At 71.5% G+C, this 19931-nt stretch carries 15 protein-coding genes; 6 read left to right on the forward strand and 9 right to left on the reverse strand.

From position 1 onward, the window contains the following. Positions 1-302: 302 nt before the first annotated feature. The 3 genes from VA596_RS39280 to VA596_RS39290 form a co-directional block, all read right to left on the reverse strand. On the reverse strand, positions 303-1862 hold the full coding sequence (locus VA596_RS39280) for an amidase (RefSeq protein WP_323334308.1): 1560 nt from the start codon (positions 1860-1862) through the stop codon (positions 303-305). After that, complete coding sequence (glnA, locus tag VA596_RS39285) at positions 1862-3205, reverse strand: type I glutamate--ammonia ligase (protein ID WP_323334309.1); 1344 nt, start codon at positions 3203-3205, stop codon at positions 1862-1864. Before glnA ends, VA596_RS39280 begins: the two co-directional genes overlap by 1 nt. Positions 3206-3267: 62 nt before the next feature. Continuing rightward, entirely contained in the window at positions 3268-4548 is a 1281-nt protein-coding gene (locus VA596_RS39290; RefSeq protein WP_323334311.1) for an MFS transporter, read from the reverse strand. Positions 4549-4635: 87 nt separating this feature from the next. Between VA596_RS39290 and VA596_RS39295 the strand changes: the two genes are divergently transcribed. Then, positions 4636-5265 carry an LppX_LprAFG lipoprotein gene (locus VA596_RS39295; protein ID WP_323334312.1) on the forward strand — a complete coding sequence of 210 codons (630 nt, stop codon included), beginning with the start codon at positions 4636-4638 and terminating at the stop codon, positions 5263-5265. Here VA596_RS39295 and VA596_RS39300 read toward each other — a convergent pair whose 3' ends face one another. Next, entirely contained in the window at positions 5266-6825 is a 1560-nt protein-coding gene (locus tag VA596_RS39300; protein ID WP_323334807.1) for an alpha/beta hydrolase, read from the reverse strand. It lies immediately after the preceding gene. Between the two features lie 155 nt (positions 6826-6980). Here VA596_RS39300 and secA2 point away from each other — a divergent pair, with 155 nt between their 5' ends. From secA2 to VA596_RS39315, 3 genes are all read left to right on the forward strand, one after another. Beyond that, the gene (secA2, locus tag VA596_RS39305) at positions 6981-9323 is read left to right on the forward strand and encodes an accessory Sec system translocase SecA2 (RefSeq protein ID WP_323334313.1); all 2343 of its coding nucleotides are present in this window, start codon (positions 6981-6983) and stop codon (positions 9321-9323) included. 82 nt (positions 9324-9405) lie between these two features. Beyond that, positions 9406-9957: an RNA ligase 1 family protein gene (locus VA596_RS39310; RefSeq protein ID WP_323334314.1), complete on the forward strand. Its 552-nt coding sequence runs from the start codon at positions 9406-9408 to the stop codon at positions 9955-9957. A gap of 59 nt (positions 9958-10016) precedes the next feature. Beyond that, positions 10017-11738 carry an NAD+ synthase gene (locus VA596_RS39315; RefSeq protein WP_323334315.1) on the forward strand — a complete coding sequence of 574 codons (1722 nt, stop codon included), beginning with the start codon at positions 10017-10019 and terminating at the stop codon, positions 11736-11738. On the opposite strand, the gene VA596_RS39320 is transcribed toward VA596_RS39315, so the two are convergent. Next, the gene (locus tag VA596_RS39320) at positions 11735-12349 is read right to left on the reverse strand and encodes a VOC family protein (protein ID WP_323334317.1); all 615 of its coding nucleotides are present in this window, start codon (positions 12347-12349) and stop codon (positions 11735-11737) included. The two genes, VA596_RS39315 and VA596_RS39320, sit on opposite strands and share 4 nt — an antisense overlap. Positions 12350-12411: 62 nt before the next feature. Between VA596_RS39320 and VA596_RS39325 the strand changes: the two genes are divergently transcribed. Then, positions 12412-12945: a methylated-DNA--[protein]-cysteine S-methyltransferase gene (locus VA596_RS39325; RefSeq protein WP_323334318.1), complete on the forward strand. Its 534-nt coding sequence runs from the start codon at positions 12412-12414 to the stop codon at positions 12943-12945. Positions 12946-13303: 358 nt separating this feature from the next. Here the strand turns inward: VA596_RS39325 and VA596_RS39330 are convergent, their stop codons facing one another. From VA596_RS39330 to lysX, 3 genes are all read right to left on the reverse strand, one after another. Beyond that, a complete protein-coding gene (locus VA596_RS39330) occupies positions 13304-13894 on the reverse strand; it encodes a DinB family protein (RefSeq protein WP_323334320.1) in 591 nt (196 codons plus the stop codon). Positions 13895-13962: 68 nt separating this feature from the next. Continuing rightward, positions 13963-14532, reverse strand: a complete 570-nt coding sequence (locus VA596_RS39335) for a hypothetical protein (protein WP_323334321.1) — start codon at positions 14530-14532, stop codon at positions 13963-13965. Positions 14533-14596: 64 nt separating this feature from the next. Continuing rightward, positions 14597-17914: a bifunctional lysylphosphatidylglycerol synthetase/lysine--tRNA ligase LysX gene (gene lysX / locus VA596_RS39340; RefSeq protein WP_323334809.1), complete on the reverse strand. Its 3318-nt coding sequence runs from the start codon at positions 17912-17914 to the stop codon at positions 14597-14599. A gap of 265 nt (positions 17915-18179) precedes the next feature. Between lysX and panB the strand changes: the two genes are divergently transcribed. Continuing rightward, complete coding sequence (gene panB, locus VA596_RS39345) at positions 18180-19064, forward strand: 3-methyl-2-oxobutanoate hydroxymethyltransferase (protein ID WP_323334324.1); 885 nt, start codon at positions 18180-18182, stop codon at positions 19062-19064. On the opposite strand, the gene VA596_RS39350 is transcribed toward panB, so the two are convergent. Next, positions 19061-19930 carry a cytochrome c oxidase assembly protein gene (locus VA596_RS39350; RefSeq protein WP_323334326.1) on the reverse strand — a complete coding sequence of 290 codons (870 nt, stop codon included), beginning with the start codon at positions 19928-19930 and terminating at the stop codon, positions 19061-19063. The genes panB and VA596_RS39350 overlap by 4 nt on opposite strands. Position 19931: the final 1 nt, after the last annotated feature.

A 19931-nucleotide genomic window follows, 5' to 3' on the forward strand; every position in this document is an offset into this window, starting at 1 on the left:
GCCTTATCAGCGGCTATATCCTCGGCAGTTGTTCCAAGCGATATTCACAAGCTTTTGGTCGAGCATGCCTCAGCCTACGAGATTAGTCGTAGGGATTCGGCGGCCGCTCGTGGGCCGACGCTGAACACTACCCGGTCCGATCCGCGGTGTCAACCCGCTCGTCCCGTCCTGGTCTCCGGGGCTTGCGGCCCCGGTGTGACCCGGTGTTCCTGGCGACTTGGAGAACTTTACATGCCCCGAAACCGGTCCCGACAGGGGGGTCACTTAACGGTATCGGCGCAGGTCAGAGTGCTTACGAAGAGCTACGACGGCCAAGTCGGCAGATAGCGCGGCGGGACACGGGCCGGCGCGGCCCGTGCGAAGTCCGCCGCGAGCGCCAGCATCCGGCCGTCGGACCACCGCGCACCCATGAACGAGATACCCACCGGGAGCGGTCCGGCAAACCCCGCCGGCACGGTCACGTCCGGATAGCCCGCGACGGCGGCCGGGGTCGAGGACGGGATCACGTCGTCGTCCCCCGTCGCGCAGTCGGTCTTCCACGCCGGCGGGTTGGTCGGCGAGACGATCGCGTCCAGGTGGTACTTCGCCAGCGTCTCGTCCAGTGACCGGCGCGCGAGGTCCGACAGCTCGGCGCGCCCGGCCAGGTACCCCGGATCGGTCGGCGGCGGCGCGGCCAGCGCCTGCTCGAACAGCTCCTGGCCGGCGAAGCAGGTCTGCTCCAGCGGGTCGGCGCGGTTGTAGGCGATCAGCTCGGCCAGGTTCCGCGGCCCCTGCGGGCGGGTCGCCAGGTAGGCGTCGATGTCCCGGTGGAACCCCGTGAGCAGCGCCGGGACCCCCGCCCCGCCGAGCCGGTCCTGGTCCGGCGGGGTCACCCCGACGACCGTCGCCCCCGCCTTGACCAGGGAGTTCCGGGCGGACGTCATGACCGCGTCCGTCGAGGGGCCGAGCACCGGCAGCCGCCACAGGCCGATCCGGGCACCGCGCAGCACGCCCGGCCGGAGCAGCTTCGCGTAGTCCGTCGGCTGGGTCCGCGGATAGGTCAGGGTCGCGGGATCCGACGGGTCGCGGCCTTGGAGGACCGACAGCGTGAGGGCGACGTCGACGACGTTGCGGGCGATCGGGCCGGCGGTGTCCTGCTCGGCGGAGATCGGCACGACGCCGGTGCGGCTGACCAGGCCGAGGCTCGGTTTGTGGCCGACGGTGGCGGTCATCCCGGCCGGGCAGACGATCGAGCCGTCGGTCTCGCTGCCGATCGCGACCTGGGCCAGCGACGCGGCGACGCCGGCCGCGGAGCCGGCGGACGACCCGCACGGGTTGCGGTCCAGCACGTACGGGTTGTTCGTCTGGCCGCCGACGCCCGACCAGCCCGACGTCGGCTTCGCGGCGCGGAAGTTCGCCCACTCGGACAGGTTCGCCTTGCCGAGGATGACCGCCCCCGCGTTCCGGAGCCGGGTGATCAGCGTGGCGTCCTTCGCCGGGTAGCTGCGCAGGGCCCGCGACCCGGCCGTCGTGTGCTGGTCGCGCGTGTCGACGTTGTCCTTGACCAGCACGGGGATGCCGTCGAGCGGCCCGCGCAGGCGGTGCGCGCGACGTCGGGCGTCACTCTCGAGAGCCTGCCCGAGCGCCGCGGGGTTCAGCGCGAGCACGGCGTTGACCTTGCCGTCGACCTGGTGGATCCGGTCGAGGTAGAGCCGGGTCAGCCCGGCCGCGCTGAGCCGGCCGGACGCCATCCGCGCCTGCAGCGCCGGGATGTCAGCCGAATCCAGGTCAAACCGCGAAGAGGACGCGGACGCCGCGGGCGCGGCAGGGACGAGTACGAGTGCGGCGGCCAGGATCGCGAGGAACACCGGCCGCCGCCCCATCAGAGCACCGGCAACAGGGTGCGGAGTTCGTACGGGGTGACGGCGCTCCGGTAGTTGTCCCACTCGGAGCGCTTGTTCCGGAGGAAGAAGTCGTAGACGTGCTCACCGAGTGCTTCCGGCAGGAGCTCGGACTTCTCCATCTCGGCCAGGGCTTCCCCCAGGTTCTGGGGCAACTGCGCGTAACCGGCGGCGCGCCGCTCGGAGTCCGACAGCTGCCAGATGTTGTCCTCGGCAGGTGGCGGCAGCTCGTACCCCTTCTCGATCCCCTTCAGCCCGGCGGCCAGGATCACCGAGTACGCGAGGTACGGGTTGCACGCGGAGTCCAGCGTACGGATTTCCACCCGTCGGGATGACGCCTTTCCGGGTGAATACATCGGCACCCGGACGAGCGCCGAGCGGTTCGCCCGGCCCCACGAAACCGTCGTCGGCGCCTCGCTTCCGCTGATCAGGCGCTTGTAGGAGTTCACCCACTGGTTGGTGACGGCGGAGATCTCCTTGGCGTGGTGCAGCAGCCCGGCGACGAACGCCTTGCCGGTCTCCGACAGCTCGTGCGGGTCCTCGGCGTCGTAGAAGGCGTTGCGATCACCCTCGAAGAGGCTGATGTGGGTGTGCATCCCGGAGCCGGGCTGGTCCGTGAACGGCTTGGGCATGAACGTCGCGCGCACGCCCTGCGTCAGCGCGACCTCCTTGACGACGTAACGGAACGTCATCACGTTGTCGGCCATGGTCAGGGCGTCGGCGTAGCGGAGGTCGATCTCCTGCTGGCCGGGCGCGCCCTCGTGGTGGCTGAACTCGACGGAGATGCCCATCGCCTCGAGGGTCTCGATGGCGTGGCGCCGGAAGTGCGTCGCCGTGGCGTGGCTGGCCTGGTCGAAGTACCCGCCGTTGTCCGCGGGCTCCGGCTCGCTGCCGTCGTCCGGCAGGTTCGCGAGGAGGAAGAACTCGATCTCCGGGTGCACGTAGCAGGTGAAACCCGCTTCGGCGGCCTTCGAGAGCTGGCGGCGCAGCACGTGGCGCGGGTCGGCCCACGACGGCGAGCCGTCCGGCATCGCGATGTCGCAGAACATCCGGGCCGAGTACGGGCTGCCGTCCGGGGTCTCCCAGGGCAGCACCTGGAAGGTGGCCGGGTCCGGCTTGGCGACCATGTCGGATTCGTAGACGCGCGCGAACCCTTCGATGGCCGAGCCGTCGAAGCCGATCCCCTCGGTGAAAGCGCCCTCGAGCTCGGCCGGCGCGACCGCGACGGACTTGAGGAACCCCAGCACATCGGTGAACCAGAGACGGACGAAACGGATGTCGCGCTCCTCGAGCGTGCGGAGCACGAATTCCTGCTGGCGATCCATGGCCGCACCCTAACGACAGCGTGTTAACGGGATGTTTCACGACGCGCCGAGGGTGACGAAGGTCAGTTCGCCGGCACCGGAACGGGCTTCTTCGCGCGCTTGATGGCCACCGAAGCGACGGACGCGATCACCGCCAGGACGGCCGCGGAGTACCAGGCCAGGGTGTAGTTCCCGAGCTGGTCGCGGACCAGGCCGGCGGCCGACGCGGCGAACGCGGCCCCCAGCTGGTGGCAGGCGAAGACCCAGCCGAACACGATCGGGCCAGCTTCCCCGAAGGCGCGGACACACAGCGCGACGGTCGGCGGGACCGTGGCCACCCAGTCGAGACCGTAGAACAGGATGAACGCCCACATGCTCGGCTGCACGGAGTCGGTGAACAGCTGCGGGAGCAGGGCGAGCGAGAGCCCGCGCAGCGCGTAGTAGACGCCGAGCAGGATCCGCGGGTCGACGCGGTCGGTGAGCCAGCCGGAGAAGATCGTGCCGACGACGTCGAAGACGCCGACCAGGGCCAGCAGGCCGGCCGCGGTCGTCTGCGGCATGCCGTGGTCGTGGGCGGCCGGGACGAAGTGGGTGCCGACCAGGCCGTTCGTCGTCGCGCCGCAGATCGCGAAGCCGACCGCGAGCAGCCAGAACGTCCGGGTGCGGGCCGCCGTCTTGAGGACGGACAGGGCGCGGCGGGCGGAGCCGGTCTTCGGGGCGGGGCGGGCGACCTCGGCGTCGGCGGGCGCGCCGTAGGCCGTGGTGCCGACGTCGGCGGGGTGGTCGCGGATGAGCAGCAGGACCACCGGGACGACGGCGAGCGCCGCGATCGCGATCACCAGCGACGCGGTGCGCCAGCCGGAGCCGACCGCCAGGTGCGCGATCAGCGGCAGGAAGATCAGCTGGCCGGTGGCACCGGCTGCGGTCAGGACGCCGGTGACGACACCGCGGCTGCGGACGAACCACCGGGCCGCGACGGTCGCCGCGAAGCTCATCGCCATCGAGCCGGTGCCCGCGCCGATCAGCACGCCCCAGCAGAGGATCAGCTGCCAGCTCGCGGTCATGAAGACCGTGCCGGCCGCGCCGACGGCGATGACGAACAACGCCGTCGCCGAAACCCGGCGGATGCCGAACCGCTCCATCAGGGCGGCCGCGAACGGTGCGAAGAGGCCGTAAAGGACGAGGTTGACCGAGACGGCGGAGCTGATCGTGGCCGTCGACCAGCCGAACTCCTCGTGCAGCGGGTCGATGAGGACACCGGGGGCCGACCGGAAGCCGGCGGAGGCGAGCAGCGCGACGAACGCGGCACCGGCTATCAGCCAGGCGCGGTGCAGCTTCGGGGCGGGGCGGCTCTCGACAGTCACCCCAGCAGTCTCATCGCGCGCGCGGCCCGGCGGAAGTGGCCTGAAGGACATCCGCCGCAAGGATCAGGCCACCGCTAGGCTTTGACGATGTCCCGCATCACCCTGCTGCTGGTGGTCCTCCTGACGGCCGGGTGCGCCGGTTCACCCGACACGCGCGGGCCGTTCCCCGCGGGCGCCGAGCTGGTCCGCGACGCGGCGGCGTCGTTCGCCGCGGTCCGGACCGTGCACTTCGCGGCCGGGGTCAACGGCGTGCTGCCGGACTTCCCGCTCCGGCAGATCGAGGGCGACGCGACCCTCGACGACGGCGGGTCTGCGACCGGCACGGCCGACATCCAGGACGGCGACGGGCACGTCAAAGCCCCCTTCGACGTACAGGGCGAGCAGGTCAAGGGGCAGGGATCGCTGCCCGAGGCGTACGCGGTCGCCGCGTTCTTAGGGCCGAAAGCCGGGCTGAAGCGGCTGCTCGACGGCGTCACCGACGCGAAGACCGAGGGCAAGGAGAACGTCGACGGCGTGGCCGCGCTGCGCGTCGGCGGCCGGGTGCCGGCGGCGGTCGCCCACAGCGTGCTGCCGCAGGTGACCGCCGACGTCGTCGTCAAGGTGTGGGTCTCGGCCGACGGTCCCCGGCGCTTCGTCCGGCTGTGGACGCAGATCCCGCCGGCCGGCGACCACCTCAGCCCGGTGATGATCGAGCTGTCCCTGACGCCCCAGGCGTGATCACTGCCCCGTGCAGCGGGTGCCCTCCGCCGGGATCGTGCCGTCCACCAGGTAGGCCGTGCCCGCCTGGTCCACGCAGGAAATGCCCTGCAGGAAGACGGTGTGCTGGGTGCCCTCGAAGGTGAGCAGCGCGCCCTTCAGGCCCTTCGCGAGGTTGACGCCGGCCTGGTACGGCGTGGCCGGGTCGTTCGTCGTCGAGATGACCAGCGTCTTCGCCAGGCCTTCGACGTTCGGCACGTGCGGCTGCGAGGTGTTCGGGACCGGCCAGAACGCGCAGGCGTCGCGAGCCGCGCTCGCCGGGCGGCCGTCGTCGAGGAACGGCGCGACCTGCACGTACTCCTCCTGCGCCTTGAGGATGACGGCCGGGTCGGTGACGCGCGGGTCGTCGACGCAGCGGATCGCGGTGAAGGCGTCCTGGGTGGTGCCGTACTTGCCGTTGGAGTCACGCTCGTTGTAGATGTCGGCGAGCTTCTCGAGCGTCGCGCCGCGCTGCTGCTTCAGCTCGTTGAGGCCGGTGTTCAGCGCGTCCCAGAGACTCTCCTGGTAGAGCGCCTGGATGACGCCCGTGGTCGCGTCCTCGTAGGAGAGCTTGCGGCCGTCGCCGACCGGCACCGGGAAGTCGATCAGCGGCCGGACGAGGTCCTGGAACACCTTGACCGCGGCGGCGGGGTCCTGGCCGAGGGCGCAGTCCTGCTGGGCGGTGCACGACTTCGCGAACTGCGTGAACGCCGTCCCGAAGCCCTGGCCCTGGGCGACCAGCGACTCGACGGCGTCCTGCTCCGGGTCGACCGCGCCGTCGAGGATCATCGCGCGGACGTTCTTCGGGAACGCCTCGGCGTAGGTCGACCCGATCCGGGTGCCGTAGGAGTAGCCGAGGTAGGTCAGCTTCTCGTCGCCGAGGACCGAGCGCAGGACGTCGAGGTCCTTCACGACGTCGCGGGTGCCGACGTTGGCGAGCAGCCCGGTGCCGTCGTCGGTGCGCTGGGCGCACTTCGCGGCGAAGTCCTTTTCCTGCGCTTCCTGCTTCAGCACCCCCTGCGGCGAGCCGTCGGTCTCGCTGTCGTCGGCGCGGTCGGCGTCGCGCTCGGAGTCGGTCAGGCAGCGGATGATCGGCTGGCTCGCGCCGATCCCCCGCGGGTCGAAGCCGACCAGGTCGAAGCGCTTGCCGAGGTCCGTGTTCGCCGTCGGCTTGATCAGCCCGGCGGCGGCCACCATGCCGGAGGCGCCCGGTCCGCCCGGGTTGACCACCAGCGACCCGATCCGGTCGCCGCCGGTCGCCTTGTGCCGCAGCAGGCCGAGCGTGATGGTCGTTCCGTCCGGTTTGGTGTAGTCCAGTGGCACGGTCAGCCGCGCGCACTGGATGTCCTTCGCCTGGAACGCCGACCTCGCGTCCTCCGACGTCGCGTAAGGTGCGCAGTCGGCCCAGGTCAGGCTCTGGCCGTAGAACCGCTCCAGCCCCGCGGGCACCGGCCCGGACGGCGGGTGCGACTCGGTCGTCGGCGACGGCGGCGTGGTCTTGCCGGTGGACGTGCAGGCGGTCAGCGAGGCCGCGAGCAGCACGGAAGCCGCGATCGCGGTGATCGTGCGACTACAGGACCTGGCGCTGGGATGAAGGAACACGGTTGGATCGTCCCATCCGGCCGCGGAACTCGAACGCACCACCGCCACGTTGGGTGGGGCAGGCCGGTCGAGCGAGAGAGAACGGGAGACCAGGGGTGGCAGCACTGATCAGCCGGGTGGGCAAACGGCTCCGCCGGATCATCCAGCGGCCGGGCAGCGTCGAGCTGACCCGCTACGAAGCACTGCTGCCCGCAGTCGAGAAGCTCGAACCCGAGCTCGAGAAGCTCTCCGACGAGGAGCTGACCGAGCGGGCCGGGAAGCTTCGCGAGACGCTGACGGACACCGCGTTCGGCGACAATCACCTGATCGAGGTGTGCGCGCTCGGTCGTGAGGCCGCTCGGCGGGCACTGGGCGAGCGCGCGTTCGACGTCCAGGTCCTCGGCACGATGGGCCTGCTCAGCAAGCACGTCGTGCAGATGGAGACCGGTGAGGGCAAGACGCTCGCCGGCGCGCTGGCCGCGGCCGGGTACGCGCTGCGCGGCAAGCGCGCGCACGTCGTCACGGTCAACGACTACCTGGCGCGACGCGACGCCGAGTGGATGGGCCCGGTGTACGCGCTGCTCGGCGTGTCGGTCGGCTGGGTCGAGCCGTCGCACTCCCAGGCGGAGCGCAAGGAGGCCTACGCCAAGGACGTCACGTACGGCGCCGTCGCCGAAATCGGCTTCGACGTGCTGCGCGACCGCCTGGTCACGAACGTCGACGACCTGGTCCAGCCGGCCCCCGAGGTCGCGATCGTCGACGAGGCGGACTCCGTGCTGGTCGACGAGGCCCGCGTCCCGCTGGTGATGGCCGGCTCGATCGACCACACCGACGCCGACGAAGAGGTCGCGAAGGTCGTCCGGCGGCTGCGGCTCAACCTGCACTACGAGACCGACAGCGAAGGCCGCAACGCCTGGCTGACCGACGCCGGCGCGTCCGTCGTCGCGAAGTCGCTCGGCCTGGAGGTCGACGACCTCTACGGCGACACGGCTTCGGACCGGCTCCCCGCGGTGAACGTCGCGCTGCACGCGCACGCGCTGCTCACCCGGGACGTCGACTACCTCGTCCGCGACGGCAAGGTCCAGCTGATCAACGCCGCCCGCGGCCGCGTCGCCGAGCTGCAGCGCTGGCCGGACGGCCTCCAGGCCGCCGTCGAAGCGAAGGAGCAGGTCACCGCGACCGACCGCGGCGAGATCCTGGACTCGATCACCGTCCAGGCGCTGCTGGCGCGCTACCCCGAGGTCGCGGGCATGACCGGTACCGCGGTCGCGGTCGCCGAGCAGCTGCGCGAGTTCTACGAGCTCGAGGTCGCGGTCATCCCGCCGAACACCCCGAACGTCCGCGAGGACCTGGAGGACCGGGTCTTCGCGTCGCCGTCGCAGAAGCTGCGGGCGATCGAGGAGGAGATCCGCACGGTCCACGAGACCGGGCGGCCGATCCTCGTCGGCACCCAGGACGTCGCCGAGTCGGAGGAGCTGGCCGAGAAGCTGGCGAAGGTCGACCTCGAGTGCGTCGTGCTCAACGCGCGCAACGACGCCGAAGAGGCGTCGATCATCGCCGAGGCCGGCAAGAAGGGCGCGGTCACCGTGTCCACCCAGATGGCCGGTCGCGGTACCGACATCCGGCTGGGCGGCACCGACGGCGCGACCCGTGAAGAGGTCGTCGAGCTGGGCGGGCTGCACGTGATCGGCACCGCGCGGTACCCGTCGAGCCGGCTCGACGGCCAGCTGCGCGGCCGCTCCGGCCGCCAGGGTGACCCGGGCAGTGCGATCTTCTTCGCGAGCCTGAACGACGAGCTCGTGCTGTCGAACGCGCCGGACGTGCCCGAGGGCATCACCGACGACGAAGAGACCGGCGAGATCACCGACAACGCGGCGCTGCGGCAGCTCAACCACGCCCAGCGCGTCGCCGAGGGTGTCGACCTGGAGATCCACCGCAACACCTGGCGCTACACGCGGCTGATCGAGCGGCAGCGGCGCGACCTGCTGACCCACCGCGACAAGGTGCTTCGCGAGGCGTACGCGGCGGAGAAGCTGGAGAAGGCGCACCCGGAGAAGTTCGGCGAGCTGAAGGAGAAGCTGGGCGACGACCAGGAGAAGCTGGAGCAGCTGTGCCGTGAAGTGCTGCTGTTCCACGTCGACCAGCTCTGGTCGGACCACCTCGCGTACCTGACCGACGTCCGCGAGAGCATCCACCTGCGGGCGCTGGCGCGCGAGACGCCGCTCGACGAGTTCCACCGCGCGGCGATCCCGGAGTTCCACAAGATCATCGCCGAGGCGGACTCGCGCGCGGCGAAGACGCTCGAAGAGGCCGAGCTGACCGACGACGGCATCGACCTCGGCGACGCGGGCGTCCGGCGGGCGAACACGACGTGGACCTACCTGGTGCACGACAACCCGTTCGACTCCGACTTCGAGCAGACCATCAAGAAGGTCCGGAGCATGATCAAGCGGAAGTAGCGTTCGGCAGACGAAGAAAACCCCCGCCCGGTTCGGCCGAGCGGGGGTTTTTTCGGTTGCCGCAAGCGGCAGAATCGGCGCCATGCGCAAGATCCCGACGCTGTTCCGTCGCGACCCCGAAGACCTTCGCCGCGTCACCCGCGAAGTGCACCCCGAGTGCCAGTGGGTGCTCGACGGCGAGGGCATACCCACCCGCAAGTACGACGGCACCTGCGTCCGGCTCGACGAGTCCGGCGTGTGGTGGGCGCGGCGCGAGGTGAAGGCGGGGAAGAGCGCGCCTGCCGGGTTCGAGGCCGTGCAGACCGACCCGGAGACGGGGAAGACCGTCGGCTGGGAACCGGTCGAGCAGTCTTCGTTCGCGACGTTCTTCGAGGAAGCGCACGAGCGGCTTCTCGGTGCGGCGCCCGGCACGTACGAGCTGTGCGGCCCGAAGATCAACGGCGACCCGGAGAAGCTCGGCACGCACCGGCTGGTCCCGCACGCGACCGCGCAGGAGTTCGCCGGCGTCCCGCGCGACTTCGACGGGCTGATGGCGTGGCTGCTCGCGCACCCGGAGTTCGAGGGCGTCGTGTGGCACCGCCGGGACGGGCGGATGGCGAAGCTCAAGCACCGGGACGCCGTCGCGTCGACCTAGGGTGGCATTTCGCCCACATTCGCTCGGCTGGGCGGGTGGCGGTGCGCCAGAATGGCGGCATGCCGCAACTGCGCATCGCGCTCGCCCAGGTCAACCCCACCGTCGGTGACCTCGACGGCAACGCCGACCTGCACGTCGCCTGGACGCGCCGGGCCGCCGAAGCCGGCGCCCACGTCGTCGTCTTCCCCGAGATGTCCCTGACCGGCTACCCGGTCGAGGACCTCTCCCTGCGCCGCACCTTCGCCGAGGCCTCCCGGTTGGGCGTCGAGGCGCTGGCGCGCCGGCTGGACGACGCCGGCTGCGGCGAAGTGCTGACCTACATCGGGTACCTCGACCTCGACGAGGCCGGCCCGCGCGACGCGGCGGCGGCGCTCTACCGCGGCGAGGTCGTCGCGCGGCAGTTCAAGCACCACCTCCCCAACTACGGCGTGTTCGACGAGCACCGCTGGTTCAAGCCGGGCACCACGCTCGACGTCGTCCGGTTCCACGGGCTCGACATCGGCATGGTCATCTGCGAGGACATCTGGCAGGACGGCGGGCCGATCTCGGCGCTGGGCCGGGCCGGGGTCGACCTCGTCGTGGCGCCGAACGCGTCGCCGTACGAGCGGTCCAAGGACGAGCAGCGGCTGCCGCTCGTCGCCCGCCGCGCCGCCGAAGCCGGCGCGCCGCTGATCTACACCAACCAGGTCGGCGGCCAGGACGACCTCGTCTTCGACGGCGACTCGCTCGTCGTCGGCGCGGACGGCTCGGTGGTGGCGCGGGCGCCGCAGTTCGTCGAGCACCTGCTCGTGCTCGACATGGACCTCACCGCGGGCGGCCACGCCGGCGACGGTGACCTCGAGGGCCTGCACGTCCGGCGGCGGGTGCTGAGCTCGGAACCGCTGCCGTCCTACGAGCCGACGGCGTCACCGGTGATCAGTGAACCGCTCGCGGACGAGGCCGAAGTGTGGTCGGCGCTGGTCGTCGGGCTGCGGGACTACGTGCACAAGAACGGCTTCACGTCGGTGACGTTCGGCTTCTCCGGCGGCATCGACTCGGCGGTGTGCGCGGCGCTGGCCGCGGACGCGCTCGGCGGCGACAACGTCTACGGCGTCTCGATGCCGTCGAAGTACTCCTCGGGCCACTCGAAGGACGACGCGGCCGACCTCGCGCAGCGGATCGGCGCGCACTACCGAGTGGAGCCGGTCGAGGACATGGTCCGCGTCTACGTCGACCAGCTCTCCCTGACGGGCCTGGCCGAGGAGAACATCCAGGCGCGCACCCGCGGCATGCTCCTGATGGCACTGTCCAACCTGGACGGTCACCTGGTCCTCGCCACCGGCAACAAGACCGAGCTGGCCGTCGGGTACTCGACGATCTACGGCGACGCGGTCGGCGCGTTCGCCCCGATCAAGGACGTCTTCAAGACGCACGTCTGGCAGCTGGCGCGCTGGCGCAACGAATCGGCGGTCGAGCGGGGCGAGACGCCGCCGATCCCGGAGAACTCCATTTCCAAGCCGCCGTCGGCCGAGCTGCGGCCGGGGCAGATGGACTCCGACTCGCTGCCGGACTACGCGCTGCTCGACGACATCCTCGACGACTACGTCGAGGGCGACCGCGGGTACGCCGACCTCGTCGAGGCCGGCTTCGCGCCGGAGACGATCGACCGCGTGGTGCGGATGGTCGACAAGGCCGAGTACAAGCGGCGCCAGTACCCGCCGGGCACGAAGATCACGCTCAAGGCGTTCGGCCGCGACCGGCGGCTGCCGATGACCAACGCGTGGCGTGAGGGCAAGGCTTAGCTCAGCGCTACCTGGCGTCCTTCCGGGGTGCGGAGGGCGGCGGTCAGGCCCGCGCGGTCGGCGCGTCGGACCAGGAGCTCCAGGCCCAGCGCGTCCGTCACGGCGAGGACCGAGTCCGGGTCGGGGTGGGTGCCCGTCACCATGAGCAGGGGCAGGGACGGCAGGCCGCGGGTCGTCGGGTGCGGCGTGCTGCCCCAGTCGATGAGGAACGGCGTGAGGGTGCCCGGGAGGCTCGTCGGGGTCAGCCGCCAGCGCAGCAGCTCGCCCTGGGCGGTCTCGCGGGACATCTCGACGGCGTCACCCGGGTCGAAACCGTGGGCGCGGGCGTTCTTGATCGTGGCGTCGATGTCCGTCGTGCGCACCGCCCAGGCCACCAGAGCCGGCCCGGTCAGGTCGTCGATGCCGAACGGCCTCTTCTGCGCGGGTTCCGGCTGGGCCGGGTCGGGGCCGATCACCTCCAGGTAGGCACCGGCGCCGAGGTCGGCGAGGTGGTTGGCCGTGCCCACGCCGACGTGACTGCCGCCGGGCGCGGGGGTGACCCCGGTGAGTTCCTTGACGCGCGCGACGGCCTCGGCGAGGTCCGGTCCGGCGTAGACGAGGTGGTCCAGCACCGGCCCATCATCCCGTGGCCGGGCCGCGCCCGTCAGCCTCCCTTCGGTTCTAGGCTGGTCGCATGACAGTGGGGTTCACGGTCTTCGACACGGCGATCGGGGCGTGCGGGCTCGCGTGGCGGGACGACGTCGTGATCGGGACGTCGCTGCCGGAGGGCAGTGCCGCGCGCACCCGCGCCTGGCTGGCTCAGCGGTTCCCGGACGCCGTCGAAGGTCCGCCGCCTGCCCTTGTACAGGCGGCGGTCGACGGGATCGTCGCGCTGCTGGCCGGCGAGCGTCGCGACCTGGCCGAGGTCGAGCTGGACCTGGCCGCGGTGCCCGAGTTCAACCGGCGCGCGTACGAGGTCGCGCGCACCATCCCGCCGGGCAAGACCCTGACCTACGGCGACATCGCGCACCGTCTCGGGATGCCCGGGTCGGCGCAGGCCGTCGGGCAGGCGATGGGGCACAACCCGTTCCCGATCGTGGTGCCGTGCCACCGGGTCCTGGCGGCCGGTGGTCGCGACGGCGGGTTCTCGGCGCGTGGCGGGGTCGCGACGAAACGCCGGATGCTCGTGATCGAGGGCGCGCTGGCGGACGAGCCGACGTTGTTCTGAGGCTCGCCCGCCGCCGTGCCGCACCGTTCCGTGTGTGGCGCGCCGACACGCGTGATCAGAACGCCGACACGTGATTGCCGAGCCGACACGCGTGATTGAAGGGTCGACACACGTACTCCGGCGGCCGACTCGCGTACCCAGGCAGACGACACGCGTACCTGAGGGGCCGGCTGGCGTACCTGTGCGGACGACACGCGTACTCAGGTGGACGACTCGCGTACCTGGACGGACGACACGCGTACCCAGGTGGACGACACGCGACCTGGAGGTCGGCTCGCGTACCTGAGTGTGGACGACACGCGGTCTGGGGGGGGACGACTCGCCTGGCCGGGTGGGCGGCTTGCCTGGGTGGAGGGGGTCAGGCTGGGTGGGGGGTGGGTTTCCAGGGTTTCATCCAGGGGGTTTCCGGCCAGTTCTCGGCCGCGGCCATCAGCGGGAAAGCGGTGGCGCCGTCGACGTGCTCGCGGATGATGTCCGCGTGGCCGGCGTGGCGGGCCGTCTCCTCGATCAGGTGCAGCAGGACCCAGCGGATCGACCAGGCCTCGACGTCGTCGGGGTACCAGGGGACGCCCTTCGGCACCGGGACCGGGCGGCCCAGGTCGTCGATCCGGCCGATCACCTCCGCCGTGCGGGCGGCGACCTCGTCGTAGCGCTCCAGGACGCTCTGCAGCGTCTCCTCCGGGCCCAGCCGGTACGCCTCTTCGTAATCCTGCCTCGCCTCCCCGAACGGCTTCTGGGGCAGCTGCAGGGCGGTGTCGATCCAGCCGTCCTCGGTGAAGGCGACGTGCTTGATCAAGCCGCCCACCGACAAGCTGCTCTTCGTCGGCGCGTAGCGCGCCTGCTCGTCCGTCAGGCCGTGTGCGGCCAGCTTGAGCACGTAACGCTGTTGCTCGAGGAAGCGCAGCAGGCCCTCACGCTCGTCGGCCACCGGGGGCACGTTTCCCGCCATGTCGGTCTCTCCTCCGGGAGTCGGGAACCAGATACTCCCATCCGGCACCGACAATTTCGAAAGAGAAACTAGACCCGGGGAGCGTGCCGCGGCGCCGGCTTGACGAACGCGTACACGCCGCCCGCGCCGAACAGCACCGCGCGCACCACCAGCTGGAGCCGGCTGAACACGCCTTCGAACTCGCCCAGCTGCCGGGCGAGCACCACCGCCAGCCAGGTCGCCATCACCACCACGAGACCGGCGACGGCCAGCCGGCGCCAGCCCGGCGGCCACCACAGGGCCAAGCTGATGACCCCGACGAGAAGCACCGTGCTCAGCAGGGACGAGATCGCGCCACTGCGCTCCGGGTAGGCGGCCTGGACCACGACGACGGCCCCGAACACGCTCACCGAGATCGAGCTCAGCCGCGCCTGCCACTGGACCGGGCCGAGCCGGTGCAGCGGCGGCCCGGCGAGCAGGAACGCGACGCCCGAGATCGCGAGCAGGATCCGGAACACGGGCGGGCCGGCGAGCAGCGCCTCGGCCGGGTCCCGCACCGGCGACACCCCCGTCGGCACGAAGAACTCGAGCAGCCAACCCGAATAGGCGAGCACGGCCATCCCCATGAGGAGAGCCGAGGCGATTCGAGCCGTGCGCACGTGGCACACATTAAGGGAACGCCTGCCATCGCGCGGGTCCGGCGTGACCGGGGCGACCCAGTCGTTATGCCTGCGGACGGACGAACGGGAACAGCACCGTCTGGCGGATCGACGCTCCCGTCAACATCATGAGCAGGCGGTCCACGCCCAGGCCGAGGCCTCCGGTCGGCGGCATTCCGTGTTCCAGGGCCAGCAAAAAGTCCTCGTCGAGCTCCATCGCTTCGACGTCACCACTGGCCGCGCGCAAGGACTGCGCCTCCAGCCGGCGCCGCTGCTCGATCGGGTCCGTCAGCTCGGTGTAGGCCGTGCCGACCTCCGAACCGAACGCGATCAGGTCCCACCGTTCGGCCAGCAACGGGTCGGTCCGGTGCTGGCGGGTGAGCGGCGAGACGTCCGTCGGGTAGTCCGTGTAGAACGTCGGCAGCACGGTCGAACCCTCGACGAGGTGCTCGTGGGCCTTCAGCACGAGATCGCCGTGGCTCGGGTCCTCCCCGACCGGCACGCCGGCCGCGAGGCAGAACCGGCGCAGGTCCGCCACGGACGTGCCCGAGTCGACGTGCTCCCCCAGTGCCGCCGAGACGGCCTCGTGGACCGGGATCACCGGCCAGTCACCGGAGATGTCGAACTCGACGAGCTTGCCGTTCGCGTCGGGCCGCCGCACGACCTGAGCGCCGTACGCGGCTTCGGCCGCGTGCTGGATGAGGCCGGTGACCAGGTTGCGCATGGTGTCGTAGTCCGCGTACGCCTGGTACGCCTCGAGCATCGTGAACTCGGGGTTGTGGGTCGCGTCGACGCCCTCGTTGCGGAAGTTGCGGTTGAGCTCGAAGACGCGCTCGACGCCGGCCACGCACAGCCGCTTGAGGTACAGCTCGGGCGCGATCCGCAGGTACATCCGCATGTCGTAGGCGTTGATGTGGGTGACGAACGGCCGGGCGTTGGCGCCGCCGTGGACCGTCTGCAGCATCGGCGTCTCGACCTCGAGGTAGTCGGCCTGGTGCAGCCGCTCCCGCACCGCGCGGACCACTGTGGACCGCAGCCGGAGCATGTTCGTCGAGTCCGGGTTGACCGCCAGGTCGAGGTAGCGCTGCCGCACCCGCGTCTCCGGGTCGGTCAGGCCCTTCCGCTTGTCCGGCAGGGGGTGCAGGCACTTCGCGGTGACCGTCCACTCGTCGACGAGCACCGAGAGCTCGCCGCGCTTCGACGTGACGACCTGGCCGCTGACGCCGACGTGGTCACCGAGGTCGACGCCGGTCCGCCAGCCCGTGAGGTCCAGCTCGGCCGCGTCCAGCATCAGCTGGATCTCGCCGCTGAAGTCCTTGACGCGCGCGAAGCACAGGCCGCCGAGGGTGCGCATGGCCAGCACGCGCCCGGCGATCCGGACCCGGTGCCCGGTGGCGCTGTCCGGTTCGAGCGCGCCGAACTTCGCCACGACGTCGCCGATGTGGTCGTCCCGGCGGAAGCCGACCGGGTACGGGTCGATCCCGGCTTCGCGCAGCTTGCCGAGCTTCGCGACGCGGACGCGCACCTGCTCGGGCCGCCGCACGACCTTCGTCGCCGGCACGGCGGCCGACTCCTCGATCTCCTTGACGCGGGCGACGAAACCGTCGGTGACCGTCTCCAGCCGCAGCGAGCGCGACCGTCCGGTCGGGACGAACCCTTCGAGCGCGCCCGCGACGATGCCGACCCGCGGCAGCCGCCGGGCCGAGGAGTAGCAGAGGAACCGCGGCTCCCACTCCGGGCCGTACTTGGCGTTGGACCGGTACAGCGACTCCAGCTGGAAGAACCGCGACGCCACGCTCAGGACCCCGCGCCAGGCGCGCAGCACCGGGCCCGCGCCGATCCGCTCCCCCTCGGAGAAGACCGCGCGGAACATGGCGAAGTTGAGCGAGATCCGCTGCGCGCCCAGGACCTGCCCGGCCGCGACGACCTCGGCGATCATGTACTCGTTGAGGCCGTTTTCGGCGTCGCGGTCGCGGCGCATGAGGTCCAGCGAGAGCCCCCGGCGTCCCCACGGGACGAACGACAGCAGCCCGCGCAGCTCGCCGGCGGCGTCGTAGGCCTCGACCATCACGCTGCGGCCGTCGCTCGGGTCACCGAGGCGCCCCAGCGCCATCGAGAACCCGCGTTCGGTCTCGGCGCCGCGCCAGGCCTGCGCCCGGGCCAGGAGCTCGACCATCTCGTCGTCGGGGATTTCGCCGTGGCGGCGCACGCGCGAGGTGTAGCCCGCGCGCTCGATGCGCTTGACGGCCTGGCGGACCGACCGCCGCTCCGGCCCGGCGAGGCTGAACTCGCGGACGTCGAGCACCGCCTCGTCGCCGATCTCCAGCGCCCGCATGCCCGCGCCCGTGTAGGCCTTGGCGCCGCGTTCGCTGGCCCCGAGCACGCCCGGCGTCCAGCCGTAGGTGCGGGTCTCGTCGAGCCACGCGCGCACCGCGTCCGGCCACGCCTCGGGGTCGCCGATCGGGTCCGCGCTGGCGACGCTGGTGCCGCCGAGGACGCGGTAGGTCACCGCGGCCCGGCCGTTCGGCGCGAAGACCACGCTCTTGTCGCGCCGGGTGGCGAAGTAGCCGAGGGAGTCGTCCTCGCCGTGCTCGGCGAGCAGCTCCCGCACGCGCAGTTCCTCCTGGTCGGTGCGCAGCCGGCGGCTGCGGACCCCGCGGAAGAGCATGTACAGCGCGGCCGTGGCGACGAGGGTCGCGCTCAGGTCGAGGAAGACGTCCAGCCAGGCCGGCCCCTCGCCGACGCCGATCTTGCGCAGCTGCAGGTTCTCACCGGTGGCGTGGTTGACGACCCAGGCGAAGCGCTCCCACGAGTCGCCGAGGTGGCCGGGGAACGCCTCGGTCAGCAGCCAGCCGACCAGGATGACCACGGCGAACCCGCCGAACAGCATGGTCAGGCCGTCACGCCAGGCGCTCGGCGCGAGCCGGGCCGGGAAGGCCGGGCGCAGCGCGAGCAGGAACACGATCAGCCCGATCGAGAGCACGTCGGCCGCGGTGAGGACCCACAGCTGCGCCGGGATGTGCCGGATCTGCTTCGGCCCGAGCGTCAGCAGGTCGGGTGACCAGAACAGGGTCGCCTGCAGGGCCAGGGTGAGCAGCAGGCCGCCGACCTGGAACAACACGAGCGTGTACAGCGCCGCCTTCTTGCGGCGGCGCAGCGCCCCGCCCAGCACGACCAGCAGCAGCACCATCACCAGGCTCGCGCTGGTGGGCACGCTCAGGGCCGAAAAGCCCATGTCGAGGCCGTTCATCAGGCGCCCGCTCGGGCCGCCGGTCAGCAGCAGGAGCACCGAGAACACCGCGGCCAGCTGCACCACGGTGGCGACGATGCCGCCGCTCTTCGCCTTCCAGGCGGGGATGCGCGTGCGCGCGGTGGTGCCCATCGTCGCCGTTGTCGCCTTTCGCGGCCGTTCGGTCGCCATGCTCTTCATGACCTCTTCTTGACGTCAGTGAACACAGGTTGGTTGTCCCCCGACATCAACCTGAAGGCTGACGCCGTCTCGTTCCGCCGCACGACGGTGTGAAGCTGGTCGCACGGAGTCGAGGTCGGTGCGGGTGCGTGTCACGCTTTGAGACGCCTGTTGAGACGCATCTGCTCCACGACCCGGGGACCTCACCCAGGCCCCGAGGGAAGGACGGTCGACGACGATGTCAGCCACCGGAAAGACCCCCTCCGACGAGGTGGCCGCGCCCTACGGCACCGGATCCGCCGCCCCCGCGGCGCCGAGTCCGGGCCGGAAGGTCCGCGTGCACCACCTGCGTGAGCTCAAGGAACGCGGCGAGCCGTGGCCCATGCTCACCGCGTACGACATGTACACCGCCGCGCTGTTCGACGAGGCCGGGATCCCGGTGCTGCTCGTCGGCGACTCCGCGGCCAACAACGTCTTCGGCTACGACACCTCGCTGCCGGTGACCGTCGACGAGCTGCTGCCGCTGGTGCGGGCGGTGACGAGGTCGGTCAAGCGCGCCCTCGTGGTCGCCGACCTGCCGTTCGGCTCCTACCAGCTCTCGCCGCAGCAGGCGCTCGAGACGTCGGTGCGGTTCATGAAGGAGGGCCGCGCGCACGCCGTCAAGCTGGAGGGCGGGCGCCGGTTCGCCGCGCACGTCGAGGCGCTGACGTCGGCGGGCGTGCCGGTCATGGGTCACATCGGGTTCACCCCGCAGAGTGAACACAACCTCGGTGGTTACCGGGTGCAGGGGCGCGGCGAAGCGGCGGACGTGCTGCTCGCCGACGCGCTGGCGCTGCAGGAGGCCGGGGCGTTCGCGGTGGTGATGGAGATGGTGCCCGCCGAAGCCGCCAAGCGCGTCACGGCGGAGCTGCAGATCCCCACCGTCGGCATCGGCGCCGGGCCGGACTGCGACGCGCAGGTGCTCGTCTGGCAGGACATGGCCGGGCTGCGGCGCGGCAAGGCACCGCGGTTCGTCAAGCGGTACGCCGACGTTGCGACGGTGCTGCAGGACGCGGCGACGGCGTTCGCCGAGGACGTCCGCCGCGGTGAGTTCCCGGCGCCCGAGCACGAGTTCCACGACTAACCCCGGCCCCTGAACCGCTCGGCGAGAGCCGGGTCGTTCTCCCACCAGAGCCCCGACGTCGATGCGGCGCCCGAGGCGGCTTCCTCGTCCAGCTGGACGTCGATCTGCTTCGCGCGCCGCTCGTCGTCGCGGGCCCAGCGGACGAACAGCGCGACGACGAACGGCAGCCCGGCGACGTCACCGCCGATCCACAGCACGCCGGCGCCGACGATCTGGTCGGTGCGCGGGTCCGGGCCCCGGCCGGGGTGCGCGGCCGCGTAGTGCGCCGGGGCGAGCAGCGGGCCGAGCCACAGGACCAGGCCGAGCGCGCCGTCGAAGACGACCTCGGTGAAGGCGATCCACACCGACACCAGGTGCGGGTCGGTGCGCGGGGTCGGGTCGAGCCCCAGGCGCGTCCAGAAGTAGACGAACCCGGACAGGACGAGCGCCGCCCGGGCCAGCCCGTCGACCACCGGTTCCCGGAGCGTGAGGTCGAAGAGCGGGGTCAGGTAGAGCGCCAGGACCGGCACGACCAGGGCGAGCGTGATCACCGGCGGGAAGGTCAGCGCCCGGGCCACCGGGCCGCGGCCGTGCCGCCGGAGCCAGCGGGCCGGGGTGACGTCGAGCAGCAACCGGATCGGGGCGCCCAGGGCCAGCAGCAGCGGCGTGATCATCAGCAGCGTGACGGTCTGGACCGCGCGGACCCAGAAGAACGTCCGGTCGTAGACGGCCAGCGGCGAGCAGGTGACGACGAGGATGGTCGCGAGCCCGGTCAGGAACGCCGTCGTGCGGCCCGGCGGCCACCGGCGGTGGCGCGTCGCCCGGAGGTAGAGCCCGCCGAGCACGAGCACCACGAGCACCGCGGGAACGTCGAAGGTCAAGGGCATG

The organism is Amycolatopsis heterodermiae (assembly GCF_034929455.1).
GTDB classification, from domain to species: Bacteria; Actinomycetota; Actinomycetes; order Mycobacteriales; family Pseudonocardiaceae; genus Amycolatopsis; species Amycolatopsis heterodermiae.